Below are 24,632 nucleotides of genomic sequence, written 5' to 3'. Positions count from 1 at the left end.
CATCGGCGCCCGTGGCGCGTACGGGCTCCGGGCCGTCAGGCGGACGCGCAGGACGGGCAGGGGGCCGGGGGCCGGGGCTCGACACAGACGTCGTCGATCACGGGGCCGTTGGGGGCGGCCGCGCCGGTGGTGCTCGTGAAGGCGAGGGTCGTGGTGGGGCCGCCCGCCACGAAGGTGAACCGGCGGGTCACATATCCCATGGCGGTGTAAGTCTTCCCGGTGACGTCGAAGGAGAAGTCCTGCACGTTCTGGCCGTCGACGAGGACGGTGCCGGTCTTCACGGCGGGATCGGTGTCGGTCGGGTTGCCCGCGAGCGCGTAGGTGACGGTGTAGGTGCCGCCGGGAGCCGTGGCGAAGGTCTGGCTCACCGCGCCGGTGCCGTTGAGGTCGACCGACTGATCGCCCTCGGCGGCCTGCCAGGTACCGGCGCCGATCAGGTCGACCGCGCCCCGGCTCACGGACCACGGCCCGATGTCCTCCCCCGGGAAGTACGGGGTGAAAAGGCCGGCGGGGGCCCTGGGGTACTCGAATCCGCCGTCGTGGAAACGGGTGACGGGCGGCACCGACGCCACCGCGCCGGAGCCGGTGCCGGCACCGGAGAGCAGGACCGCGGCGGCCACGGCGACAGCGGAAACGCGCGAGGAAAACATGGGGCACTCCCTGGGAGGTGAGCACGAGGGCCGGGCTCTCGCGATGGCGGGCGGAACACTCCCCGCCGGTCGGGCCCGGCGATCCAGGCTAAGGGGGCCGCGCGCCCCGGGTGCAGACGCTGTCAGCCGCCGTGAGCGGCGCCTATGGGGCACTGAGCAGCGCTCGTCACACCAAGGCGCCCCCTACGGCCTCCCGCGCCCCCGTCCGTACCGGAGGAGCGTCCGGGGCCGCCGGGAGAACCGCCCGCCACGGTCGCCGTGTGATCGCTCCATCACCGCCGGAGGGAGGAAGAACTGCCGGAACCCTCCGGCGAGCAGGACACGACGGGACGGGACGGGAAACGGCGCGAGGCCCGACACCCCGTGGGCCCCGGTCCGGAACGGCGTACGGTACGGACCGGGGCCCACCGGCACGGCGGCCCGGCCACCCGCTACGACAAGAACGACAAGGAATCCGTCACGAGTGGGACACGGGCGAGAGATGCTCGTGTGCCCAGTCGGCGAATGTGGTGGGCGAGATGCCCAGCGCTCGGGCGAACTCGGGCCGGGCGGGCTGGAGGACCTCGTTGTTCCAGTCATGTCCGGCGCCCCACCTCGGCATGCCCGCCGCAAGGGCATCGTCAAGGCTCATGGAGGGCACGGTCACGGGCACGCCCCACGCGGCGGACAGTGTCCGCGCGATCCGCGCCATCGTGAGCAGATCACCTGCCAGCTCCAGTTCCACTTCGTGGAACCGGTCGGGGCTGCCGATGGCGTGCGCGGCGGCCGAGCCGATGTCCTGCGTGGCCACCAGTGCCAGTTCGGTGTCGGGTCTGAGCACCGTCAGCAGGCCGCCACGGGGTCCGTTGGGCGCCAGCTGGGGCAGGTTCTCCATGAAGAACGCGGGCTTGAGCACCGTCCAGCGGGGGAAGCCCGCAGTCCGCACCGCCTCCAGGATGGCCTGCTTGGTGTCGAAGTAGCCCTCCAGCGCCGCCCAGCGGCCGTCGGCCCAGCCGGGGGCCCGGGTGTGCGCACCGACTCCACTGGTCGAGGACTGCACGAAGTGCCGCACTCCCGCCGCTTTCGCCGCGTCCATCAGGTTGGCGGCCTGCGCGAGCTCTCCCGCGAAGTCGACGCTGGTCTCGGTCATCGGCGGCATCTGCACCGAGAACACCGCGTGGACTCCCTCGACGGCCGGGCCGAGGGAGGCCGGGTCGGAGAGATCAGCCCTCACCAGCTGTGCGCCAAGCGCCTCGACGGCCCTGGCGGACTTCGAGCGGGGGTCGCGCACGAGCGCGCGCACCGGTACGTCGGCGGCCAGAAGCGCGCGGGCGGTGGCCCCGCCCTGGCGGCCGGTACCTCCGGTGACCAGGACAGTGCCGTTGTGGGTGGGCATGGTTGCTGCTCCTCACGGGCCGGAGTACAGAAACGGCGGGGCCCGCCGTTTCTCTTCCGGTAAGATATGGCGGGGCCCGCCGTTGAGCAAATGAGGAGATCATGACCGGTCAGCGATCGGATGCCCGCCGCAACTACCAGCGCATCCTCACCGTCGCCGAAGCCGAGGTCGCCACGCACGGCGCCGATGCCTCCCTGGAGCAGATCGCCCGCACCGCCGGCGTCGGATCGGCCACCGTCCGCCGTCACTTCCCCACGCGCCGCGCACTGCTCGAAGCCGTCTTCCAGGAGCGCATCGAGGGCTTGTGCGAGCACGCCCACCGGCTGAGCGGGGCCGACGACAGCCGCGCCGCGCTCCTGGAGTGGCTCCACGGTGTCGTCGTCTACGCCGTCTCCGCTCGCGGATTCGCCGACACCCTCAGCTACGAGCCACCCACCGACAAGCCCGGCCCGCACTCCTGCGCCGACATCATCGAGGCGCCCGGCACGCTCCTGCTCCAGCGAGCCATCCGCGACAAGGCGGTCAGGCCGGACGTCACCTTCCACGACCTGCTCACTCTCGCCACCGGCATCGCACTGGCCACCGAGCGCCACAGCAACCCCGCGGCCCAGGCCGATCGCCTCTTCCACCTCGCCGTCGAAGGACTCAGCCCCGCCGGGCGGGCCACCGACTCCTGAACCAGCCCGTCCAGCGGCGACAGCGGTGAAACCCGGCCCGCACGCTGCTCACCCACGCCGCAGCGGGCCGGTGCGGGCGGAAGGCAGCGTCATCGAGAATCCGGCTCCGCCTTCGCAACGAGCCAGGCGGACGAGGGCCGCCACGGTCCTTCCACGTCAGCCCAGGTCTTCTTCCCCCAGTCGGCTGCCGCCGCCTCATCGCGCGGCACGGCCCGCCGCTCCGGCCCCGGCGCCGAGACTGGCGATGGTGTTCTCCAGCAGCCGTACGGCGGCCACCGCGCGGCCCCGGCGGCGCAGCGGGGTCGCGCACACCCGGGTCGCTTCCGCCGGGACCTCCGGACGGCCCGACTTCCCGGTCGCGGCGACGGCCGCTTGGGCGTGCTGCCGGGCCCCGGCGCTGTCGGCGGCGGCCGTGGCGGCGTGATCGCCTCCTCGCCGGGGAGCGCCCAACTGGATGTTCTCGCGTGCGCTCAGGGGCCGGCGGGTGAACGATTGCGGGACCGGGGCGACGCGCTCCGACATGGTTGCCGGGCCGGCGTCGGCGAGGGGCGGGACCGTCCCACCGGACGGTGCCGCTGGAGCGGCGCGCGCCGTCCCGGGCGCGGCGGGGGTCTGCGCCACACGTACCGCCCCTACCGTCCGTGCCATCGAAAGGGACGCATCCGCTCAACCGCCGCCGCCCGTCCGCCCCTTCCGGCATCCTGCTGGCCCGAGGTGAGCCCAGGCCGTCCGGAACCCGGCGCTCAGGGCCGCACGTCCCCCGTACATGCTGATCATCCTGGGGATACTCTTCGCCGTCGCGCCCGCCGCCGTCTGGATGACGATCGCCCGCACCCGCCCCGTCGGCTTCGCGATCGGCGGCACACTGCTCGCCGGAGCCAGTCTGCTGATCGGCGTCCAGCAGGGCTGGATCGAGGCTCCCAGGCCCGATGCGCATCTCGTGTTCACAGCTCTCGCGCCCCTGCTCATCGCCTGCGGCACCAGACTGGAAGGACGGCACGAGAACCATCCTTCCCCGAAATGGATCTCCCTCCGCGACAGCGCGATCGGCTTCCTGGGAATGCAGTTCGCCCTCACCCTCGTGGTCGGCCTTCTGTACGCGCTGATGATCAGCGAAGGCTCGGACGCCCCGCCGTCCAAGGCGCTCCCCTCATTGCCGCCAGGCATCACCCTGGTCAACGAAGGGACCAGTTGCGGTTCCGGCGGCTGCTGGCGCGCCGCGACGGTCACCAGCGAGGATGGCCTGTCCCGTCCGGAAATCCTCCGCGCGATGGGCCTCCAGCAGGAGAGCTGCCGCTCCAGCGGCTGGCTGCTCGACTGGCGTGACGTGTGCGTCGGAGCCAAGGACAATGGCGAGAACGTCACCGTCTACGCCAGCTGGGGGTACTGAGGGGTGAGCCCGAAAGGGGCGGGGCCACGCGATGATCTTGTGTGCGGCGTCCCGAGGCCCCAGCGTCACGGGCACCAACCGGGAGGGCGGCGGGGGCGTTCCGGACGTTCCGGTTCTGGCGGAGATCCGGGGGGAACGGAGCAGAGCCGGCCCGGAACCCGGCTTGTGGTCGTGCCGTCCGACAAGGCGTACTCGTCCCGCGCGATCCGCGGGCATCCGCGCAGACGCGTGATCCGGGCCGTGATCCCACAGCCCGCCGACCCGACCAGACCGCCAACCCCAAACGACGGGACAGCGACGTCGGCGGGCCTCCCGGTCTTCGACCGGGAGGCCCGCAAGTACCGCAACACCGTCGAACGCCGCATCAGCAAGCTCTAGGTGCGACACGAGGTCGGAGCGCAGACCGTGACGGGACTCGGACCACGGTGCCGACGGTGATGTGCACGGCTTGGCTGCGGTGGCACTGAGCACGCAATACCAGTGGCCCACGCGCCTGGTACAGGCTGGGCGCGTGGGTTTCGCCGGGATTGTGGCGGAGCGTTAGGCTGCTGTTCGGCAGAGCCCGCCCGCCGGGAGCCGTCGCCGGCTCACGGGGCGGCGGGCCTCAGCGGGCTCCGCCGTAGGTCACCAGCAGACCGATCGCGGGCGCCGTACTGGACCCATGGCGGATCATGCCCGTTGAGGTGTAGTTGTGGCCGTTGATCTGAACCGGGTAATGCTCGGTGTTGTTCAGCTCCCTGTAGACGAGTCGGGACAGGGAGGACCAGTTGTTCTGCAGGCTGATGCCGAATCCGCCTATGTGGTAGTAGCGGTTAGTGCCGTCGAGTTCTCCGTTGTGGCTGATTGACATGGCGATTCGGCTTTCGATCCATCCGAACCGGGCCGCTTCGGAGACCGCTCCAATGAGGACCGCCATGGCGAACTTGCGAGCGCTGAAGTTGTTGGAGTTCATGTTCTGGAGATCGCTGATGGCGGCGCCGAAGCTCGGGCCTCTGTAATCTCGGTTGGCTCGATTTTGATCGGCATCGAGACTTCCGTAGGCCCCGGAGAAGGGCATGGTCCTGACCAGGGTGTTCCCGCCGGGGTAGGCGTTGAAGAATCGCGTGGCGAAGTAACCGGGAGTGTCGTTGAAGGCGAAGGTGCTGCCGTTGGCGGTGAAGGCGTCGACGTAGAGGTTGTCGAGTCGCACATAAATCGTGAGACGGTGGGGAGCCGAAATGTTGTTGTTGTCGATCACCCGTATTTCCGCGTAACGCTCGGTTTCGGTCATGGTTCTCATGAACCCGTTGGTAACATTGTGGGCGGAGAGATTCCTCAGCTCGCTCAGCATGGACCGGTACCGATTCGCGGCCGCGATATTGTTCCCATTGCCCAGGTTGGTGATGTTCCAGTTCATGACGTTCCAGTGATGGCTGGTGGCGGCTTGCGCAGGTAATGCGGAGACCAGTTGCGTACCGCCCAAGAGAGCTGCGATTGCCGTGAGTATGGCGAGGAAGCGTATCGCATGACTGCGGAAGAAGGGTTTCACCGGCATTTTTTCCTGTTCTTGAGTGAGTAGTTCCGGTTCATTCTGTCGAGGAATGGCCGGGTGGCGGGGCAGGTGTGGTGGTGCCCGTTCGGGTGTGGCCCCAACTGTATTGATTTGTTGGGCCTGTGGGCATCTGCGGACATGCCGGCGACTGGTGTTCTCGGGTCGCTACGATTGATGCTGAACAGTGCCGGAGGAGCTTGACCGCCGTGATGTGAGCGCCCCGTTTCCTGACGGCCGATTCGCTGCCCTCCGAGAGACAGGCGTCGGGCACCGGGCCCAGCCATCCGTTGTGGAAGGCGAGTTACGTGTCGTTCCCGGACCGGCGGTGAAAGGAGCCCGGGGACGACGACTCTGCGGGTGGTGGGCAGGCAAGCGGACTGGGCAGGGGGAATCGGCGCGGCCCAGTTCGCTCACCACGGTGCTTCAGGGAATGGCACGGCGTTCCGTGCAGGAATGCCATTCTCGCGATGCCGTGGTGCCGGCGGACGTCCAGTGCGCCGAAACACGTGCTGGCAGGCCGCTGCCGGACGGCGGGGGACACTCTCCAGGCCGGTCCACCGTCCGAGAATCACGCCTTGCCATCCCTCCTGTCGATTTCTCGCACGCGGCCTGATCTCTGCACCTGCGGTGGCTCTCTGAACACGCCCGGAACCGGCCGTTCTCGGCGACCGACTCCGGATGAGAAGTGCGGCGTCACTCATAGATTGGCAGACAATGAGATTCCCGGGCATCGTGGAAAACCACGAACGAAGGAGGTCCTCTTGTTCGGCGTGTCCGCCGCAGTTGACGATGGTGCGGGCGATGCCGGCGCAAGCAGGGTTCTGTTCTACCCTCGTTCGTGTCGGTGGCGGAGCCGGCGGCAGTCGGCGAGCCAGGCCACGGGTGTGTTCGCTCGGCGGCTTCCTGCGGCGGTGATGGAGCCGGTCGACCACCTCGCGCACGCCGCCGAAAGCCGGCGGGACGGCCGCCGTCAAACCGATCCTGCCCACCGGTCACCGGCGCCGGGCTCCCGCCCGTCACCACAGAAGCGGCGGTGCGCGGCAGTGAGGCTCTCGGCCAACTGCACCGCCCGGAGGGGGAGACGGGCGGGACGAGTTCGGCGAGCGGTTCAGGGATCTCGGTCGCGTCGATCTCGACACGGATGCGGCCCTTGCCGGGGCGATGGTTGGTGTACATGCGCTCGCCGGCGTGCCGGCGACACCGACGACCGTATCGCCCGTCCAGCGTCTGCGGGGCGCGCGAAGGGCGGTGGGAGGCCGGTCCCGGCAGTGCGGTGGTCGCCGGTCGCCCCCTGCCACCAACTGTCCGGTCATCCAACGACACCACCGATCGAAAGTGCTGCTGATTTATGAGACCATCCCTGTTCACTGTCGCCCTGCCCGGCCTCGGACAACTGAGCACCATGGCCAAGCCCCGGGGCATGGACTGGCTCGCGGACGAAATGAACGCGCTGAGCACCGCCGGCGTTGACATCCTGGTATGCGCGCTCACTCGGCCCGAACTCGACGAACTCGGGCTCGGGGCGGAAGAGCGGGAAGCAGTCGCCGCAGAGCTGCAATTCGTCGCGATCCCCATAGCCGACCGCACCGTCCCCGATCTCGCCACGGTTCTGCCCACACTTCGCACCCTCGCCGAACGGCTCCGCGAGGGCGCACACGTCGTTACCCACTGCCGCTTCGGCATTGGACGGGCGTCCCTCCTCGCCGCAGCACTCCTCATCCTCAACGGTGTCGATCCCGAAACAGCGTGGAACCGGCTCGAACAAGCCCGGGGCCTCGCCGTCCCGGATACCGCCGAACAACGGGAGTGGACAGGGAAACTGCTCACACATGCATGATCTCGACAACCGGATTCCACGGAAAGTGTGGGCAGTCAGGGCGCGGGTGGCGCCAGGTGATGCCTGCGGGGGGCGACGACACCGAACGTGAGCAGCGTGCCGAACAGCTTCGGCGCGGGCCGGCTGTTGCGGTGGTGCGTGACGAGCGGGCCGATGGCCGGCGTCAGGCTGTGGAGACGGTCTCCCGGCACCGGTTCGCCCCGGGGGTCCACCCGCCGGCCGAGAAGCCTTCGCCGCGAGGGTTCACGTGGTGGGAGCCGGTCACCGTCGAGCCGGACCCCGAGCGGTGGCTCACCGCCGCCCACACCAACCAGACCCTTGGTTTCCCAGTTCGACGGCGAGGAGTCCGACGGGACAAGCCCGAGCGCCGACCACCATCACCGGGCCCGGCGCCCTATCCACAGGAGCACCGCCCATCAGCGGGCGGCACTAGCCCAGGGCAGCCGGCCGGCCACCTCGCGGCCCTGGAAGCTGTCGAGTGACGCTCTGTCAGGTCTCCGCTCGGCGTGATCACCCTGTTCATCACGCCCCGAAGGGGCATTGCCGCTCAGCGGGCGGTGCGTACTCCGAAACGTGCCAGGCAGTGCCAGACCTTCTTGAGGTCCTGAAGGTTGTACCGGCCAGCGCGGGCGACATCCCCGATGACTCTGGGGTTGAGAAGGCCGTCAACGGCGATCTCAGCACCCAGGTCGACGTATTCCTGCCCCCGGTAGTGTGAGTGACGTCGTAGTTCAGCCACGCTGAGCTGAAAACCTGGGTGCCATTCGATGGGGCACGGAAGGCGATGAGCCGCGGACTCAACCTCTGTGCCGCGATAGCTCGGGTCCAGCACCAGCGCCTCGACGTCACAGCCGAACCTGACCCGTCCGTGAATCTGTGCCTCGATGTGACCGTCCAGGGCGTCCAGCCCGCCCACCTCAGCCAGCCCGATGAGCGAGCAGCGATCCGCTGTGCCGAAGTCAGACGGCTCGGTGGAACTGTCGGGGTAGCAGAACGTGGTGCGCATCAGGGTCTCGGTGGTGAGTCTGAAGTACGAAGAGCCGAACCGCGGTGCGCCACCGACCGGATCACGGCGGTAGTTCAGCGCACCGTATACAGGGCGCTGGTCATCCGGAGCATCGTCGTACGCACCGCCAAAGATGCGACTCTCCCAACGCCACCTGTCTCCACCAGGGTGGGCGGTGAGACCACCGTTGCTCGTTCCGGTCACGAACTGCGACCGGTAGGCACCGTCTTCCACCATCCGGGCCAGAGTCGGACGATCCCCTGCGGGACGGTCGGGATGGAAATGCATCGTCACCCGGAGGTCTCCGGTGAGTGGCTCTCCTCCACAGGAAGCCGCGACATACCGCAGAGCCTTCTCCTGAAGCGATACGACACTGTCAGCACCCATGCGTGGAGTGTGCACGGACGGTACTGCGCAACGCACGTCAGTTTGCGGGACAGCGACAGCCTCGCCTGAAGTCCATGGCATGGGCTCGGCGGACACCGCGTTTGCGCCGGAAGCATGGAGGATCATGACCGCGGACGGAAGGCATTTCGTCCTGCTGACCGCCTCGCCGAGGGCGTGGCTGACCGCCGACCCGGCCGCGGCCGGCCAGATCACCGACGCACGACGCCCTCGGCAAGAGCGCCGCGCCGCCCGCATCGAGGACCGCGTGCGCCAACTGCGCCACGCCGGCGATATCGCCAGCGGCGGACAACTGCTGACCGAAAGCATGATCAGCCTCAAACTCGTCGTACGACTCCTCAAAGACCGCAGCTGCACAGAAAGGCACGGCGCCCGGTTCCACCGCTCCGGGGAGCAGCGCGTGCGCGTACGCACTCAAGTGATTCGGCTGCGGCCCGCGCTGTGCACGGTGCCGCGATCCGCCGGCCGATGGCACCCGGCGACGCGGATGACGGACGGCCCGGACCGGCTGTCGGCGGGGCTCGTGAACGGCTCGGCGGGCGGACCGCACGTCGCGCCACCCCGGCCCCGTCCGGACAGCCCTGCCGGTGCGGAAGCTCGCGGCGCGGGCCGTGTCAAGGGAAGTCCGGCCGGGCTCCTCCCCGAGGCGCTCGGTCATCTGGGCGGAGGCGTGACCGCAGTCGGCGACCGCCGCCGGCTCGGGGCGGCGGGTTGGTGACACCACTCGTCGGCCTGCACTTCTGGCCTGGCTCGGGAGGCTCCCGCACCGGCCGAGGGCTCGTACCAGCACAGTGTTCTGTGCGTTCGGGGAGAGCGGTGGACCGCGTCAGGTCAGGCCCCGACAGCGCCGAACGCTCCCGGGGCGGAAGGTGACGAGCCCGACGCCCCCCGGGATGTGCGTACTCGTGGCACTCAACACCCTGTGGCTGCCCGATGGGTTCACCCGGCGGGCGCGTGCCGGGCCGGTACGGCGGCCCTGGGGCGGGAAGTGGGCCCCGGGCCGGACGCCCCTTGCCTCCGGCCCGCCGGCACGTCCGGGTCGAGCGCGCTCCGCCGAGGGGTGTCGTGCAGGTCGATGCGGACGGTCATCAGTTCGGTGGTTCCCATGACACGTACGACGACCGCGTTGAGGGCGCGCAGGGGGTGGTGGCGGCCGAGTTGCCGTTGCCGGGCGCAGGGGTCGTCGTCGGGGAGCAGATGAGCTGTGCCGTCTCTCCAGACGAAGTGCCAGCCCTGCCGGAGCCTGACGCGGACCTGCGGATTCTTCTCAATGTTGCGTACGTATCCGGCTCGCTGGCCGTGTTCGGCGATGATCCAGAAGGTGTCTCCCCGCCGGCCGTTGCCGACCGGGGTGGCGCGGCGCCGGCCGCTGACACGCCCGCGGGTCTCCAGCAGGGCGTAGCCCAGCGGCATCAGCCCGATGCGCAGCAACAGGCGGATGGGCGGGTTGATCAGATACCGCTGTACGGGGGTGACCAGGGCGCGCTTGAACCGTGCGCTGGACAGTGTCAGGGCGATATTGGCCGCGAGAGCGGCGCTGAGGGCGGCGGGCAGTACGGCGCCCCGCGGTGCGCTGGGGTCGATGAGCCACCAGGCCCACACCAGGACGGCCGCGATCGTGGTGGCGGTGAGCAGTCCGAGTGCTCTGGATGGATTGAATCGGTTATGTCCCATACGACTGTATTGTAGTCGTTATGAAGGAATCGCGTCAGGTGAAGCTTGCCGATGCCCTGCTGCGTATCGCCGCCACTCGCGGGCTCGACCAGGTCAGCGTGCGGGAGGTCGCCTCCGCCGCGGGGGTGTCCATCGGAGCGGTGCAGTACTACTTCTCGACCAAGGACGAGATGCTCGCCTTCGCCTTCCGGCAGGTGGTGGACCGCACACGCGCCCGTATCTCGGGCCTGGAGTCCGCCGCGGGGCGCCGGCGGGCGATGGGAGCCGCTCTGCGGCAGCTCCTTCCGCTGGACGCGCAGCGCCTCGCGGAATGCCGCGTCTACCTCGCCTTCGCCGCGCGCGCGACGACCTCGCCCACGCTTGCCGCCATCCAGAACGCGACCCTGGGCGCCATCCACGACGAGCTGCGGCGGACGCTCGCCTCATTCCCCGCCCCGTCCTCCGGCCACCTCGTTCTCGATCCGGCCCGGGACGCCCGGCTGCTGCTCGCCCTGGTCGACGGCCTCATGTTCGACGCGGTCACCGCTCCCACCGCACTGCCCCCGGCCAGCGCGGCCGAAGCCCTGGACATCTACCTGGAACGGCTCCTGCCGGGCAGCGACTGACCACCTCCCCTCCCCGTGTCACGTCACGAGCGCCCGGCGGACGACGCCGCGGTGGACGAACGGATTCCCGGGGCCGTGCGAGGGTGACGCGGTACGGCCCGGCTGCCTCCGACGACAGCCGGGCCGGCTCTCCGCGGTCCCTCGTCACATGCCCGGGGTCATTCGGTGACCCCGTAGTAGGCGGCGAGAAGCCGGGCGATTTGCTGGGCGTGGGGAGCGAGAGCCGGGAGGTGGGCGGCGAGCGCGGTGCGGGTCGCGTCGGTGAGCGAGGGGAGGGTGGTGGCGGCGGTGGAGACGTAGGGGTCGAGGCGGCGGATGAGTTCGTAGTTGCTGGGGATGTCGATGGTGCGCATGTCCCTGGCCAGGGAGGGGGGTGTGTCGCTGGTGACGGGAGGCAGGACGCGGGAGAGGAAGGTGACGCGGTGGAGGATGCGCCAGCAGGGGGGTTTGGTGTCGCTCTGGCGGGCCTGGCGCAGGGCGTTGGCGTTGGCGTCGTTGCTGTTCGCGAGCCAGGTGGGGTCGATGACCTTGTTGTAGAAGTCGTCGAAGTGGGTGGTGTCCTGGGCGAGGTAGAAGGTCATGAAGCGGTAGGCGTCGACCTTGCCGGGGACCAGGACGGGTTTGTCGTTGAGGTATTCGGGGGTTCCGTCGGCCCTGTACTTCTGGAGGTCGCGGTTCGGCTTGCAGATGACGTCGAGGCTGTGGCCGCGGCTGGTCTCCTGGGAGCGGCGCCGGGTCTGGGAGTAGCCGCCGCCGAAGGTGGCGTCCATCTGATAGCCGACGCCGGCGCCGGAGATGAGGATGTTGATCTCCAGCGACGCGGTGACCTTGTTGGTCCAGGTGTAGGAGCCGGAGACGGTTTCGTTGACGACGTCGATGGTGCCGGTGGTTTCGGAGAAGAAGCCTCCGTCGGCGGTCCAGACATAGGTGTTGGCGATGTTGCGGTTGGCGAACGCGCCGGCGGATTCGGTGTCCGGTTTCGCGTCGGGCTTGGCGGGGGTGATGCCGGTGAAGTTCTTGAGGATCTTCGCGGCCTGCTCGGCGGTGGGGTCGGGGTCGCCGACGCCGGTGGAGACGCTTGCGTAGAAGTTCTCCAGTTCCTGGCGCTCGCGCAGGATGCGGCGTTTGATGGCGTACGCCTCGCGGGGTTTGAAGTAGCTGTATTCGCCGTACTGGGCGGCGGTGGGGTAGGCCTCGTCGAGGATCTTGCCGCCCTGGTCGGTGAGGCCGATCGCGCCGTCGAGAGTGCCCTGCTTGGTGTACTGGGGGTTGATGGGGAAGGTGATGATGTTCCAGTCCTTGGGGATGTCCGGGTTGGGGAGCATCCGGTAGGCGACCAGGGCGCCGGTGTGCGCGAGGCGCAGGGCGTAGACGTCGGCGGTCTCGGACTGGACCAGGGCGTAGCCCTTGTTGTCGGGGAGGTAGCGCCTGCCGACGGTGGTGTTGCGGATGCCGGCCGGGGATTCCCAGTAGCCGGTGAGGGCGGCGGTGGTGTTGCGGTCGACGGTGGTGGCCTGGGAGACGGTGACCTCATTCGTCCAGGTGCTGGCGTAGTCGGTGGCGTTGGTGACGCTGCCCTTGACCTCGATGGAGACGATCGGGTTGGAGACACCGAGGCCGAGTGGCGCGGTGACCGACATGGCGCCCCATTTGGCGTTGGCCTTGACCGCTGCCTTGAAGGACATATCGAAGCGGCCGGTGCCGGCGGAGCCGAGGACGGAGGTGACCTTGTCGGCTTCCTTGAAGGTGACGCTGGAGGCTCCGGCGGGGTCGCTCTTGCCGGTGAGGTTCTCCGAGGGGACCGGGGGCGCGCCCTCGATGTAGCCGATGAGCTGGGGATCGAACTGGACCTGGCTGACCCACTCGGTGATCAGGTCACCGACCTTGTAGCCGGTGATCAAGTGCCACGCGCCGTCGGTGGTGTGCGTGTAGGCGCGTTTGAGGACACCCTGTGCCTGACCGTCGGGGGTGTACTGGAGATCGGCGTACTCCGCGGCGGCCGGCGGGCTGGAAACGCGTTCCTGGAAGAAGGTGCGGACGCCGGCGAGGGCGGAGCGGACGGCGGCGGTGTCGGCGGAGACCGGTGCGGTGGACAGGACGATCCGGGGGCGGGTGGCGTCCGTGCCGGGATCGAGGTGGTTGCCGCGCAGTGACAGGTCCGCGACGGCATCGGTGGTGGCGGTGGTGGAGTCGGAGTCGAAGGGCCAGTAGCCGAGCAGGTCCTGCTTGTCGCCCTTGAGACGGGTGAAGAGGCTGTCGAGGATCTGCTCGGGGGCGCGGGCGGTGCGCCAGAGCCGTACCTCTTCGAGAGTGCCGGTGTAGAAGTCGCCGAAGGTACCGCTGTTCTTCCGGGCGCCCAGGGTGAACTGGTCATCGCCCCAGTCGGTGAGGGGGTTGGTGACGGGGACGTCGGCGGGGATGGTCCGGCCGTTGCGGTGGAGGAGGAAGCGGCTCGCGAGCGGGTCGGGGTCGGGGGCCCAGCGGGCCCGGCGCAGTTTGAGGTCATGGCCGCCGACGGGGTCGGCGGTCGTGTTGCCCTCGTTCTCCTCGAACGTCCAGCGGGCGACGAGCCCCTCGTCGCGGGGCAGGACGGGAGTGCCGAGCTGATTGTTCTCCCGGGCCTTGCCCCAGATCCGCACCTCGCCGATCGTGCCGGTCAGACCGTGGACGGCGGCGCCGTCGCGGGCGCGCCCGATCTCCAGCGCCCCGCTGTTGCCCCGGGGGCCGGGGCCGGTGTACCGGCCGCTCTCGGGGAGAGTGACTCCCGGCAGGGGTGTGGAGGTGCCGAGGGCGAGTTCGGTACCGTCGACGACGACCCGGATGTCCTGCCATTCCGCGACATCGACCCGTTCCACGACGTCGAACTCCTGGTTCGCGGTGTTACCGGACGCGTCGGTGACGGGGAAGGTGCGCTTGCCCTTCACCTCCTGGGTCGTGCTTCCGGCCTTGCGGACGACTCCGATCCGGTGGAACCCCGCGCTGATCGCGGTGGCCGTGGTGAAGCGTCTGACGACCGGGCCCGGCTCCTCGAAGGCGAACTCCAGCCTCCCTCCGGCCAGCAGCGAGAGCTGGTAGGGGACGCCGGCGTCCGTACCCTCCCCGAGACGGCCCTTGGACACCAGGCCCTGGCGGGTGGCGGTCGAGTCGATATGGACGAAGACCTCGACGGTCAGATCATCCGTGATGTCCAGCTGATCGGCGTCGGGAGTCTCCGCCCAGGCCGCGCCGTCGAACCGCAGCGCCCACGACTGCTCGTACACCGCCGCCAGATGCGCCCACTCCCCGCTCGGGTAGCTCTCCCGTCCGGTGCGCGCCTTGTCCCCGACGGCGGCCTGCACACGGTAGGTCGTGAGTGCGGAGTCGGCTGCGGCGGGCTCGCCGTCGACCTCGCCGTGGCGGTTCTGGCCGCTGATGTCGGTGAACAGCGGCTGTCCGTCGGCATAGGGGATACCCAGCCGGTTCTTCTCGTACAGATAGGCCCCGCTGAGCCCCGTCTCGCCTGCGGTGACGCGGCGGAAGCGGTCGGCGTGGATGTCGGCCGCGGTGCGGGCCGTACTCCAGGTGCGGAACTCCGCCAGGGCGCCGGAGAAGTACTTGTACGGTGAACCTTCATCGGTGCGTCCGATGATGAGATAGTCCGAGCCCGTGGGCAGTGTGGTGGCGGTGCGGCGGGCGACCTCGATGCCATCGCGGTGGATGACCTGCGCCAGGGTGGCGCGGTCGAAGGTGACCGCCCAGTGGTGCCAGTTGCCGTCGGTGTAGGCACCGCTGGTGGTGAGGGTCTGCGCGGTGCTCCCGTAACCCACGGTGAAGCTGAACTTCCCCTCCGGGGTGAAGCCCACGGACAGACCGGTCCACCTGCTCGCGACGATGGTGTCGACGACGGTACGGCCGGTGGTGCGCTGGAGCCAGCACTCGATGGTGAAGGCCGTCTGCGTGGGGTCCAGATCCCGGATCGCGATGTCGTCGTTGGTGCCGTCCAGCAGTATCCCGCCCCGTACGGGGTCTCCGGGGACCAGGGCGAGCGCCGCCTTGGTCTGTCCCCGGTGGAGATGCAGGAGCCGGGCCCGGGCGCCGGGTGCCCTGCCGGGGTTGATCCACGCTTCGGCGGTCAGGTCTCCGGCCGGGGTGGCGACCTGGTCCAGCCGGCTGTCCGGCAGGGTGAGGCGCTGAGCGATGCCGTCGAAGTCGAAGGCCCGGCCCGGGGAGTCCCCCCGCCACCTGGAGCCGTACCCTGAGGCCCGCGGTGCCGCCGTGCCGTTGGGTACGGGAAGATCGGCGCCGGCCGCTCCGACAGTGATCCACCGGGACCCCCCGGCGAGTGAGGCGCCGGGGCGGGAGGCCGTGGCCAGGGAGATGTCGTAGCGGACCAGGGCCCCCGCCGCCCCCGCCGTGCCGCCTGCCGCCGGAGCGGGGAACACGGTCACCGTGGTCGCACCCGGCTCCACGGCGCTGGTCACCCGGTGGCAGGCGCCCCCGATCCGCAGATATCCGGCGGCGGGCAGCGCGACCGGGACGCCTGCGGCGAAGGTGACCGTACCGCCCTGGACCGAGGCCACCGTCCCCACGGGGACGCCCTCCGAGGGCGCCCCGTTGACGACCGCGGCGAGCTCCCCCGCCGCGCGGGGCAGCCCGCGGAATGATTCGCTCTCCGCGCCCCTCGTGACCGTCAGATCGCACAGCTCCGCGACCGCGGCCCCGTTCACCGTGTGATCGGTGACGGTGATGCTCGTGGTCCTCGGGCTCAGGTCCACACCGGGGTCCCGGGCGGTCAGCAGCACGGTCTGCCCGCCACCGGTCAGCTGCTGCGCGCCCCGCAGCGTGCCGGTGTCGAGATAGGCGGCGAAGAACTGGCCATTGGACCCCTGGAAGTAGAGCGCGACCCGGCCGGCCGCCCCGTCCATCACCGACGGCGTGGCGGAGGTCCGGGCGAATGTGAGCAGCGCACCCGCGCTGCTCAGCCCGCGCACATCGACAGCGATGTGGGGGACGGGCAGGACCAGGTCGGCCTCGCCCAGCAGCGCGGCGGTACGGCGGGCCAGTTCCTCGCGGGCGGGCGGGATCTCGGCCCGCTTGGCGACGAGGTCGCTGTTGCGCTGGGCGAGGAGCCCGTCGATCACGACGATGCGGTCGGCCTTGGCCTGGAGCGTCGTGTCCGGGACGACCCCCACCTTCTCGACCGTGTAACCGACCGCCGTGCCCTCGTCGGTGAACTGCCAGAAGGAGAAGATGCCCATCCAGACGTCCTGCCCGGCGTTCTGGAGCTGCACGCTGGTGCTCCATGAGCCGCGGACGTACCACTGCTGGTGCACTTCGGAGGTGTTGAGGGGCTGGAACTCGGCACCGTGGTGGGAACGGTAGACAGTCTGCACACCCATGCCCGGTGCGCTCTCGTTCACCAGCGCGTAGGTCGGGTTGCCGTACCGGGAGGCCGTGCCGGCCCGCACCAGCCGCCATCGGGTGTGGGGCGCGTTGGTGCCCACGGGCCCGATCAGGGTCGCCTGTGTCAGGCCCCCGTTCGAGGGACCCAGGACACCGAAGGCGCTGGAGAGTCTGACGATCCAGCGGGTCGGGTCGCCGGCGGCGGCGTTGTTGGATGCCGTTATCGCCTGTTCCAGGGTCGCCTTCTCCGAGGTCAGGGCGGTGATCTCGTTCTCGATGGCGATGGCCTGCTGCTCCAGGCCGGTGAGGATCTGCTGCTGGGCGCTGACCAGGTCGCTGGTCTGCTCGACGGGGCGGCCGAGTTCGGCGAGGGCGACGACATCGGGGATGTCGGCGAGGCGTCCGTCGATGCCGACGCCGAAATCGACGGCGGCGACATGGGCATCGGCCGTGGCGTTGCCGGAGGGGCGGGTGGCACAGGCCAGCAGGACCCGCGCGTTGCGCTTGGCGGGCTTGGGCGCGTCTCCCTGGTCGGCGACCGCGTCCTCCTGCTGGTAGTAGAGAGCGGAGCTGAGTCCGGAGACGATGTCACGGCCGCCGAGGGCGAAACTGTCGCGGCGAACTCCGGGGTGTTCGCCGACGGGAGCCTGGGAGGTCACCCACTGCGGGGCGCTGTCCAGGTTGGCGTGGGCGGCGGTGTCGGTCTGGTCGTAGGCGGTGGTGCCGCTGCCCTCGTCGAAGCGGTAGTAGGCCACCAGCCCCGGTTCGTTGCCGATCAGCCGGTAGCGGCTGCTGTCGGCGATCTCGCTCTGGCCGCGTGCCCGGTTCCAGATCCGCACCTCGTCGATGACGCCGCTGTAGTGCGGGCCGCCCGCCTTGGCCCCGATGTGCAGCAGCGCCGAACCGTCCCCGTTGCTCGGGAGGGGCTTGTCGCCGCCGAACTCACCGTTGACGTACAGGGTCGCGGTGGTGCCGTCGAAGGAGGCGGCGATGTGCGCCCAGGTGTCCGCCGGGATGTTCTGGAGAGAGGTGAGAGTACCGCCGCTGTGGTCCAGTGCCACCTGGCCGGTGCCGGTGACCCGCAGCTGGAAGCCGCCCTGGCCCGCGGCGCCGGACCAGCGCGCGAGCACCGGGCCGCCCGCCCCCCGCGGCCTGACCCATGCCTCCACCGCGTAGGCGCGGCCCTGGAACTTCAGCGCGGGCGCGTCCCCCATGTTCAGATAGTGGGAGGACCCGTTGAACCGGAGCGCGGTCTCGGGGTGCGGGACATCGGGGGTGACGGGGACCAGCGGGAGGCTGGTGAACGGGCAGATCCCGGGCTGCCGCTCGTACACCGATCCCCGGTACCGCGGGTCGGGGCTGGTCCAGTAGCGGCTGCCCTGGGTGTTGAACAGCCCCTCCGGGGTCTGTTCGATACTGAAGGCGTCGATCCGCCCGGTGACCTTGTTGTGGGCGAAGAACTGCCACCGCTGCCGGCCCTGGACCGCGGTGGGGACGAGGACGGCGGTGAACCGGCCGCCGGTCAGGTTCCGGATCAGGTCCAGCCCTGGGTCGGCTCGAAGAACGGCCTGCCGTCCATGTCGGACGCGCCCAGACTGTCCTTCTCCGACGCCGGAAGCGTCTTGTGCCGGCTCCGCTTGAAACGCACCTCCGACACCGGCTTCAACTCGCCCCCGACCAGCAGGAACCGGTCACACAGCAGCGTCCCGTCCACCACCGGCACCGCGACCTGCGCGCCGCCCGCCGTCTGCACATCCACCCGGGAACGGTCCCCCGTGGAACCGGACCCTTGCTTGAGAGGGAATACGGCGTCCGTGTGATCCCGGCCGATCGCCTGTCGCAGCACGACGACATGGGAGCCGTCGGAGAGGACCTGGAACGGCGCGCCGGGCGCCGTGAGACGCGCGGTCGAGGACAGAAACGTGTCGGTCTCTGCCGGCTCCAGGGCCTCGTCCGCCTTCGCCTCGGCCCGGCCGCCCTTCTTCACCACCGGCATCACGGTCGCCCCCACGACCGCGTAGCCGACCTTCACCACCTCTGTGGGGAACGGCAACTCGACCGGGTTCTCCGACCAGTACGCCGCGTCCAGCTCCCCCTTCTCCTCGTCGAAGGAGGAGAGGTCCAGGACCGTGTAGACGATTCTGCGCCGGTCGTCGAGTGCGAAGGAGAGCACCGTGCCCTGGTGGCGCACCATCGTCGTGTGCGTGTAGACGCGGTCGCTGTAGATCTTCACCAGACTCTGATCAGCCGTGGTCATGGGCCATCCGTCCTCGGACAGGCCGCCCCTGTACCAGGGGCGGGGCGGGCGGGAGGAGCATGTGCCGGGTGGGAGAGGCCAAGTCGCCCCAGGGGCGGCGGAGACGCGGTCACGACAGGCCCGGCACAGCAGACCACAGCCCTGCCCCACCGAAATATCGAACAGAACACCAAAGCCGGTCGAACGCTCAGGGAATGGCGCATACCTCATCACTTCATCGGACAAGCACCGCCACCCGCCCGCACCGACGGCTCCGCCCGGACACGCCCGCCGCCGGGCCGCGCCTTCACCACACCTCCGTCAACCACGGCGACACGCGACCGGCTCCACCCCGGCGGCCGTCCGCACATGGCGCTCAACAGCGCCGTCGAGCCCCCGGCGCTGCGAGCGGGAATGGCCTGAACCCCTGTTCGCCACGGTTCGGCGGCTTTCGCTGCCTCAGCTGCCTTCGCGGCAGCAGTTCGGCCGCGCCCGGGCGGGTGCCCGGCCGGTGGGGGCAGCGGTCACGGAGCGCGCTGCCCCCGACATGCCGGTGCCGGCTCGCCACGCCGGCCGCCACCGCCGATCCTGTCGATCTCCACCACCACACCCCCGGTGCCTGGGCGGACCGGGCGCTGCCCGCAGTCGCGGTGCCGCTGCTCGCCGAGCCCCCGCCCTCCCGGCTGCCGAGGACGCCGCGCTCGCCCGGATGGTCGGCGTGGTGCGCGTGCTGCGCCTGTCCGACCCCGGCACCGGCACGAGGTCCCTGCCCTGCCATCGGTCGCTCCGGTCGGGGCCCGGTGTCTACTCGGGAACACCCTGGAAGCCGGTCAGCAGGGTGTCGAGGATTTCCTGAGCCCCGGTGTACGCCGGGGCGCTCGGCTGCTCGCCGGGTGCCGGGGTCGGGTCCGAGGGACTGCTCCCGGCGACTTTGAGCACCTCGACGAGGAAGCGGCCGTTCGTGCCGTAGACCAGAGCCTGGCCGTACTCCAGGGACACGTCGGCCGGTGCGAGGGGGTTGCTCGGCGTGTTGGGCGGACTGTAGCCGGGGGCGATCCTGCCGTCCGGCCCGGTGCTCCAGTCGGGCCCGGGTGACGGCGGCGCAGCCCGGTACCGGGCGTCACTGATGACGGCCACCCCCGGGCCGTGCCTGCCCGTGGTGGTGCGCGCGGCGGTGGTGACCGGAGCCTGGGAGCGGGAGAGGGTGGATGCCGGGGGGTGGACGCTGCGGGGGCCGCAGTCGCGGGCCGCGGTCAGCACCTCGGTGAGCAGTTCGGCCTTGTCGGCCCGGCGGGGCAGGAGGTAGATGCTGACGGTGAATCCGGGGTCGAGCCGCTGCGACCGCAGTTCGTACAGGGCGGGTACGGACACCGGTTTGCGTGTGGCCGCTCCCTTGTCGGTGACGCGCGCGTCGCGGTCCCGCTCCACCAGTCGGCAGGGCGCGATCCCCAGGGGCCGGTCCGGCCTGGGGCGGTGGACCACGCCGTCCCTCAGTGCGGAGACTCTCCGGTCCAGTTGGGAGTCCATGATTCGCTGCATGTAGGAGGGTTCGAACTCGTCCTCGGAGGCAGCCGGGGTCGGCGCCCCGTCCGAGGAGGTGCACCCGCTCACCAGCAGACCGCCCAGAACCGCCGCCGTCGATAAGAGCCGGCCTATTCGCATGCCCCGACGATACGGCAACCACCCCTGCCGGTGTCACGGAAACCATTTGCTGGATGGCGGAGTCAAGTTCGGCCGCGATCCGCGCGGTCATCGGCCAGTGGCCTTGCGGGCGCGGGGTCGAGGCGACTGCGTCCGAAGATCCTTTTCTGCTTTGTCTGCTGGTAGCCTCAAAGGCCAAAATGCCTGGTCCCTCTGCTGGTTGTGGACCGGCTCTGCGCCTTTCTCTTCACTTGGAGATTCCTTGACGACATACGAGCCTTTCGCCACACCGGGTGTGCAGGTGTGCTCCCTCAAGGTGACCGCGCATCAGGAGATCGCGGCGGGGACCACGTACAGGATCGTCCGATTCCCCTTTGGCGCGGACGAGTCCTCGGACCGGTTCCAGATGCACGAGGAACTGCAGCCGGACGGCCAGAGCGTGGGCAATTGGGCGGGGGACGACCGCAGCGGCCTCATCTGGCCGTCACGATCCGGGTGGGGCCAGCTCTACGCGATGATCCAGTGGGAGGCCGCGAGCCCTGCGGGCGGCTACACCGAGCTGCGGGACCAATTCGTCCGCAGCCCGCTCACCGCCCCCGACACCACGGCGACCGATCATCGCGCGCCGACGCCCGGCGGCCAGTACTTCACCAAGGGCCACGGCATGTTCGTCACCCCCGGCGTGCCGATCGCCCTGCGGGTGATGCACAACGACGCCAGCCCGCGGAATCTGATCCTCGCGGAGTTCAAGCTCGTCATTCATGAGGCGGCCTGAGCGATCGGTGGGGGCAGGGGTGGCCGGGTCCGCCGTACTGTCCGCCCGTCATTGCCGGGTGGCGGTGTCGTTGTGGCCCACGGCCCGTTCGAGCGATGCCCGGGTGGCCGCGACGGGATCTGCGAGCCCGCGCCTGGTGGCGGAGGCCGCGCGGACGGGCCGCGGCCCCGAACCCGCTGTCCGGGTCCCCGGTCCAGCTCTGGACGGTGGTGCGGTTGCGTCCGCCGTGCTGGGCGATGTGGATGGTCCAGCCGTCGATCTTGGAGACGACCCCCGCGTGGTTCCAGCGCCGGTGGGTGGTGCACCAGGCGAAGGCGATGTCCCCGGGCCGGACATCGAGCAGGGATAGCGCCTTGCCCTTGCGGTGCTGCTCGAGGTGGGTGCGGAGTTGGGCGGTGACGGTCCGGGTGACGCTGTCCCCGTGCTGCAAGCCGAGTGGTGTCCGCCTGCCATGACCCGGATGCCGGGGTCGAGCCCGGCCGCGATCCTTGCGGTCGGACAGTGGGTCGGGGCCGCGCAGGTTGAACCCGACCCAGCGCGGACGGAGCGGGTTGACGAGCTCCGCGGTGCGCCGGATGCCGAAGCCGTGTGCTTCGGCGTCCAGGACGCCGACGTTGTGCCCGGCCTGCCGGGCGAAGGTGGCGATGTAGCCCATGCCGAGGACCGGCAGCGTGCAGTCGTTGACGCGGGCCCGCCGGTCGTAGCCCCGCAGGGGCGCGTTGACGAACAGGCAGCCGAGCAGCCGGTCCGGTTCGGCTCCGGCGATCAGGTCGTGGTCACCGGCCGGCGTGTTCTGAGGTACGGGCCTGGGACCCCCAGGTGAGTGTCGTCAGGGTGAGAGCGTGCAGAGCGCCGGCCTCAGGCCCGCGATGCGGCGCCACTCCTCCTCGAAGGACCTGCCGGTCCTGTCGCCGAGAGGCCAGTCGCAGGACGGCGCGATGCGCGCCGCCCAGGTCCGCACAGCGAGGTCTGCGTGCGGGTGGACGGCGGAGTCACCGGTGAAGTCGGCCGCGGCGTGCGGGGCCCATTGTCTGGGCCGTCCAGGGCCCCACCCCCGGGATCGTGCCGAGCGCCTCCGCGACGAGCCCGGCGGGCGCGAGCCGCTCCCGCTCCTGTCCGTGGCGCGGGATCGCTTCCGCGGCGGCCCGCAGCATGGGCCGGTGGAGCCTGGCTCCCACCGTCGCGAACTCCTCATCGGTCAGACCCGGGACCGGCTCCGGGCCCGGTGCGGGATGCCGGGTCCGACCGCCCGCGGACACCGGGGCACCGTAGCTCTCGCACCAGCGCCGGTAGAGCGCGCGCTTGGCCGGCACGCACGATCTGCCGCGGCACCGCTGTGGTGACCGCGTCCCACAACGACGGCGCGGACAGCCGCACGACCGGCCCCAGACCGATGAGCCCGGTGCGGAGCGCGGCCGGGACACCCGCCGGGAGGACTGCCGGGTCCGCGCTGACAGCTTGCGGCTTGACATCCTCGCCACCCGACACGCACCTGAGCGACGGCCCGGCCGGCCCGGAGACGGCCATCCACGTCCCGCCTCCCGACCGCAGGGCACGCGCCCAGGTCCCGTCGGCATCCTCGGTCCAGGCCGGATGGTCGGTGGCCGGCACGGTACTCATCAAAGACTCCCCGGTCGCGGGGCGGTGCTCCCCGCCGGCATGCCGCTCCAGGGCGAGAGCTGTGGGCGGAAGCGGCAACCCGGGGACCTCTGCCCTGGGCGGAGGCCCTGTGTCGCGGCGCCTCGCTCACCCACACGCATGAGCCCACCAACAGGCCGTCCCGCCTCCACACCCTGCGCCTGCGGGATGTACCGCGGGCCTCGCGCCGCCCGGCTTCACGGCCGGGATCTCGGCGCCACGCACGTCCCGGAAGGGAGTCCGTCTGACTTTCGGGTCAGAACGGATGCTGAGAACGCATCCGGGGTCGGCGAGGGCTCAGCGGCATACTGCCGCACTCACCCGCGCCAAGTACGTTGCGCGACATGCGAGGTGACATGCATGAGGCACGTGCCAATACTTCATTGCATGTGCTGAGGGGGTCCATGGAAACATCTGATCTGACGGGCGACAGCCTGGTGAAAGTCCTGGCGGCCCTCGCCAGTCCGCACCGGACGCGTGTACTCGCCGCCCTGGCAACAGGCCCCACCTACGTGAGCCAACTGGCTCGGGACCTGGGGATCAGCAGGGCGCTGCTCCAGGTGCACCTCAAACGGCTGCAGGCGGCCGGCCTGGTCTCGGACCGCATCGAGGTGTCGGATGACGGCAAGGCGATGAAGTTCTACGAAGTGGTGCCGTTCGCGCTGTGCCTCACGCCGCGGACACTCGCCACCGCGTCCGAGTCGCTGACCGGCAATGCCGACCGCGGCGAAACCGCAGAGAAGGAGAACTGAAGCACATGTCCGATTGGCTCATCGAAGAGTTGGCCCTCTTCCTCGTGGTCGGCGCCGTGCTGGTGGCCGCGATCTGGCTGATGGCGGTCAAGGAGCGCTCGAAGGCAGAGCTGGCCAGGGACACCGGCTACCGCACGATCGCGGAGCGGGCAGTCGCAGCCCAGGAAGCCACTCAGCACGACCTGGCCAGCATGGATGCCCGGATGGCCAGGATCGAACGCATTCTCAAGGATGTGGACTGAGTCATCCGCGCCGTACCCTGGCAGACGCTGGCGGCTACGGGGTGCCGACCTCAGCGGGGCCCGCCGCTGGTCAGTTCCTCCGGACCGTCCTCGTCGGCGGGCCCGGGTCCCGCTGTGGCCCCAGAGCGCGGTCCGCGAGCTGAGTGCTGCGTCCCGTGGACTGCGGCCCGTGCACCGCCTGTGTCTGCAACCCGGCCGTCACCCGGATTCCGCCGTCCCCGAACCGGCCGCGTGAGGCGATCAACGGGCACATCGGGGAGGCATCAGACCCCAAGAAGCCCCCTGCCCGCCGACTGCGCAGGACAACCGCCCCCGGACAGGGGGCGAAGCGGACGAGGAGGGCTGATCCGGCGCGCGAAGAGACCATACGGCGACTGCCCCTGGCGCCGAGACGTGGGGCCCGGGAAGTTCACCAGAGAGCGCTACGACTCCTTTGCGACACACCCCGCGGCAGCCGGAGATCGTCGAGAGCTCTGCCGCTTGCCTCGCGCAGGGGCTGTTCGCCTGCCACATGATCAAGGAGAACGATGTCGCGTGCGCGGGCTGGCTCGCCGTCGCCGGGAACCAGCATCTGACCGTGCGTCACGCCCCGGCGCGCGGCCTTCCGCCCGGCCACGTACTGAAGCCCGGTGACGGCTGGCCGCCTCTGTTCGACGACTTCGACCAGATGGCCGACCGTCAGGCCCCGCCCCAGCCCCGACCCCGCAGGAGAAACGTCCCCGGTGACCGAACCCTTCCGCGTCGGACACCCCCGGCAGAACGCTGATGCTGCTCGCCACGGTTCCAGCGGAGTCCATCCGGCCCGGCGGAGGCCCC

The 24,632-nt window shown here is 70.2% G+C and carries 20 protein-coding genes and 1 pseudogene; 10 read left to right on the top strand and 11 right to left on the bottom strand.

Annotated elements, in window-relative coordinates:
- Positions 1–35 precede the first annotated feature (35 nt).
- Positions 36–650, bottom strand: a complete 615-nt coding sequence (locus tag ABT122_RS02235; protein ID WP_351543960.1) for a choice-of-anchor C family protein — start codon at positions 648–650, stop codon at positions 36–38.
- A gap of 457 nt (positions 651–1,107) precedes the next feature.
- The gene (locus ABT122_RS02230; protein ID WP_351543957.1) at positions 1,108–2,025 is read right to left on the bottom strand and encodes an NmrA family NAD(P)-binding protein; all 918 of its coding nucleotides are present in this window, start codon (positions 2,023–2,025) and stop codon (positions 1,108–1,110) included.
- Positions 2,026–2,126: 101 nt separating this feature from the next.
- On the opposite strand from ABT122_RS02230, the gene ABT122_RS02225 reads away from it, so the two are divergent.
- On the top strand, positions 2,127–2,702 hold the full coding sequence (locus ABT122_RS02225; protein WP_351543955.1) for a TetR/AcrR family transcriptional regulator: 576 nt from the start codon (positions 2,127–2,129) through the stop codon (positions 2,700–2,702).
- A gap of 195 nt (positions 2,703–2,897) precedes the next feature.
- Here the strand turns inward: ABT122_RS02225 and ABT122_RS02220 are convergent, their stop codons facing one another.
- Positions 2,898–3,323 carry a hypothetical protein gene (locus ABT122_RS02220; protein WP_351543952.1) on the bottom strand — a complete coding sequence of 142 codons (426 nt, stop codon included), beginning with the start codon at positions 3,321–3,323 and terminating at the stop codon, positions 2,898–2,900.
- A gap of 145 nt (positions 3,324–3,468) precedes the next feature.
- On the opposite strand from ABT122_RS02220, the gene ABT122_RS02215 reads away from it, so the two are divergent.
- Together ABT122_RS02215 and ABT122_RS02210 are read left to right on the top strand one after the other, a co-directional pair.
- The gene (locus ABT122_RS02215; RefSeq protein WP_351543950.1) at positions 3,469–4,092 is read left to right on the top strand and encodes a hypothetical protein; all 624 of its coding nucleotides are present in this window, start codon (positions 3,469–3,471) and stop codon (positions 4,090–4,092) included.
- Positions 4,093–4,332: 240 nt separating this feature from the next.
- On the top strand, positions 4,333–4,470 hold the full coding sequence (locus tag ABT122_RS02210) for a hypothetical protein (protein WP_351543948.1): 138 nt from the start codon (positions 4,333–4,335) through the stop codon (positions 4,468–4,470).
- Positions 4,471–4,696: 226 nt separating this feature from the next.
- Here the strand turns inward: ABT122_RS02210 and ABT122_RS02205 are convergent, their stop codons facing one another.
- Entirely contained in the window at positions 4,697–5,620 is a 924-nt protein-coding gene (locus tag ABT122_RS02205) for a ribosome-inactivating family protein (RefSeq protein ID WP_351543946.1), read from the bottom strand.
- Between the two features lie 1,351 nt (positions 5,621–6,971).
- Here ABT122_RS02205 and ABT122_RS02200 point away from each other — a divergent pair.
- Positions 6,972–7,460, top strand: a complete 489-nt coding sequence (locus tag ABT122_RS02200) for a protein-tyrosine phosphatase family protein (protein ID WP_351543943.1) — start codon at positions 6,972–6,974, stop codon at positions 7,458–7,460.
- 547 nt (positions 7,461–8,007) lie between these two features.
- Here the strand turns inward: ABT122_RS02200 and ABT122_RS02195 are convergent.
- Positions 8,008–8,853: a DUF3626 domain-containing protein gene (locus ABT122_RS02195; RefSeq protein ID WP_351543941.1), complete on the bottom strand. Its 846-nt coding sequence runs from the start codon at positions 8,851–8,853 to the stop codon at positions 8,008–8,010.
- 124 nt (positions 8,854–8,977) lie between these two features.
- Here ABT122_RS02195 and ABT122_RS02190 point away from each other — a divergent pair, with 124 nt between their 5' ends.
- The gene (locus ABT122_RS02190) at positions 8,978–9,589 is read left to right on the top strand and encodes a hypothetical protein (RefSeq protein WP_351543938.1); all 612 of its coding nucleotides are present in this window, start codon (positions 8,978–8,980) and stop codon (positions 9,587–9,589) included.
- Positions 9,590–9,933: 344 nt separating this feature from the next.
- Here ABT122_RS02190 and ABT122_RS02185 read toward each other — a convergent pair.
- Positions 9,934–10,326, bottom strand: a pseudogene (locus tag ABT122_RS02185) (nitroreductase/quinone reductase family protein); the annotation flags it as partial.
- A 257-nt stretch (positions 10,327–10,583) separates the two neighbouring features.
- On the opposite strand from ABT122_RS02185, the gene ABT122_RS02180 reads away from it, so the two are divergent.
- Positions 10,584–11,150, top strand: coding sequence for a TetR/AcrR family transcriptional regulator (locus tag ABT122_RS02180; protein ID WP_351543935.1), 567 nt, complete (start codon positions 10,584–10,586; stop codon positions 11,148–11,150).
- A gap of 158 nt (positions 11,151–11,308) precedes the next feature.
- Here the strand turns inward: ABT122_RS02180 and ABT122_RS02175 are convergent, their stop codons facing one another.
- The 3 genes from ABT122_RS02175 to ABT122_RS02165 all read right to left on the bottom strand — a co-directional run bounded on the left by ABT122_RS02175 (position 11,309) and on the right by ABT122_RS02165 (position 20,430).
- Positions 11,309–17,866, bottom strand: a complete 6,558-nt coding sequence (locus tag ABT122_RS02175; protein WP_351543932.1) for a LamG-like jellyroll fold domain-containing protein — start codon at positions 17,864–17,866, stop codon at positions 11,309–11,311.
- Between the two features lie 200 nt (positions 17,867–18,066).
- Entirely contained in the window at positions 18,067–18,789 is a 723-nt protein-coding gene (locus ABT122_RS02170) for a hypothetical protein (RefSeq protein WP_351543929.1), read from the bottom strand.
- A 783-nt stretch (positions 18,790–19,572) separates the two neighbouring features.
- Complete coding sequence (locus ABT122_RS02165; protein WP_351543926.1) at positions 19,573–20,430, bottom strand: hypothetical protein; 858 nt, start codon at positions 20,428–20,430, stop codon at positions 19,573–19,575.
- Positions 20,431–20,671: 241 nt separating this feature from the next.
- Between ABT122_RS02165 and ABT122_RS02160 the strand changes: the two genes are divergently transcribed.
- Positions 20,672–21,184, top strand: a complete 513-nt coding sequence (locus tag ABT122_RS02160; protein WP_351543923.1) for a hypothetical protein — start codon at positions 20,672–20,674, stop codon at positions 21,182–21,184.
- Here ABT122_RS02160 and ABT122_RS02155 read toward each other — a convergent pair.
- Positions 21,165–21,839, bottom strand: coding sequence for a hypothetical protein (locus ABT122_RS02155; protein ID WP_351543920.1), 675 nt, complete (start codon positions 21,837–21,839; stop codon positions 21,165–21,167). The two genes, ABT122_RS02160 and ABT122_RS02155, sit on opposite strands and share 20 nt — an antisense overlap.
- A 337-nt stretch (positions 21,840–22,176) precedes the next feature.
- Positions 22,177–22,362: an HhH-GDP family DNA glycosylase gene (locus tag ABT122_RS02150; RefSeq protein WP_351543917.1), complete on the bottom strand. Its 186-nt coding sequence runs from the start codon at positions 22,360–22,362 to the stop codon at positions 22,177–22,179.
- A gap of 804 nt (positions 22,363–23,166) precedes the next feature.
- Here ABT122_RS02150 and ABT122_RS02145 point away from each other — a divergent pair.
- From ABT122_RS02145 to ABT122_RS02135, 3 genes are all read left to right on the top strand, one after another.
- Positions 23,167–23,574, top strand: a complete 408-nt coding sequence (locus ABT122_RS02145; protein WP_502976080.1) for an ArsR/SmtB family transcription factor — start codon at positions 23,167–23,169, stop codon at positions 23,572–23,574.
- Between the two features lie 5 nt (positions 23,575–23,579).
- On the top strand, positions 23,580–23,816 hold the full coding sequence (locus ABT122_RS02140; protein ID WP_351543914.1) for a hypothetical protein: 237 nt from the start codon (positions 23,580–23,582) through the stop codon (positions 23,814–23,816).
- Positions 23,817–24,249: 433 nt separating this feature from the next.
- Complete coding sequence (locus ABT122_RS02135; RefSeq protein ID WP_351543911.1) at positions 24,250–24,582, top strand: DUF6283 family protein; 333 nt, start codon at positions 24,250–24,252, stop codon at positions 24,580–24,582.
- Positions 24,583–24,632 lie beyond the last annotated feature (50 nt).

Source organism: Streptomyces sp. NPDC001985, assembly GCF_040296845.1.
GTDB lineage: Bacteria > Actinomycetota > Actinomycetes > Streptomycetales > Streptomycetaceae > Streptomyces.
Note: the sequence above shows the minus strand (reverse complement) of the source record. Positions and strands in the feature narration are given on the sequence as shown.

Coding starts and splice junctions, on each gene's coding strand:
- ABT122_RS02165 (WP_351543926.1), bottom strand. CDS start 20,430: ATGCGAATAGGCCGGCTCTTATCGACGGCGGCGGTTCTGGGCGGTCTG.
- ABT122_RS02170 (WP_351543929.1), bottom strand. CDS start 18,789: ATGACCACGGCTGATCAGAGTCTGGTGAAGATCTACAGCGACCGCGTC.
- ABT122_RS02190 (WP_351543938.1), top strand. CDS start 8,978: ATGACCGCGGACGGAAGGCATTTCGTCCTGCTGACCGCCTCGCCGAGG.
- ABT122_RS02145 (WP_502976080.1), top strand. CDS start 23,167: ATGCGAGGTGACATGCATGAGGCACGTGCCAATACTTCATTGCATGTG.
- ABT122_RS02140 (WP_351543914.1), top strand. CDS start 23,580: ATGTCCGATTGGCTCATCGAAGAGTTGGCCCTCTTCCTCGTGGTCGGC.
- ABT122_RS02155 (WP_351543920.1), bottom strand. CDS start 21,839: ATGGGCTACATCGCCACCTTCGCCCGGCAGGCCGGGCACAACGTCGGC.
- ABT122_RS02235 (WP_351543960.1), bottom strand. CDS start 650: ATGTTTTCCTCGCGCGTTTCCGCTGTCGCCGTGGCCGCCGCGGTCCTG.
- ABT122_RS02215 (WP_351543950.1), top strand. CDS start 3,469: ATGCTGATCATCCTGGGGATACTCTTCGCCGTCGCGCCCGCCGCCGTC.
- ABT122_RS02230 (WP_351543957.1), bottom strand. CDS start 2,025: ATGCCCACCCACAACGGCACTGTCCTGGTCACCGGAGGTACCGGCCGC.
- ABT122_RS02195 (WP_351543941.1), bottom strand. CDS start 8,853: ATGGGTGCTGACAGTGTCGTATCGCTTCAGGAGAAGGCTCTGCGGTAT.
- ABT122_RS02200 (WP_351543943.1), top strand. CDS start 6,972: ATGAGACCATCCCTGTTCACTGTCGCCCTGCCCGGCCTCGGACAACTG.
- ABT122_RS02225 (WP_351543955.1), top strand. CDS start 2,127: ATGACCGGTCAGCGATCGGATGCCCGCCGCAACTACCAGCGCATCCTC.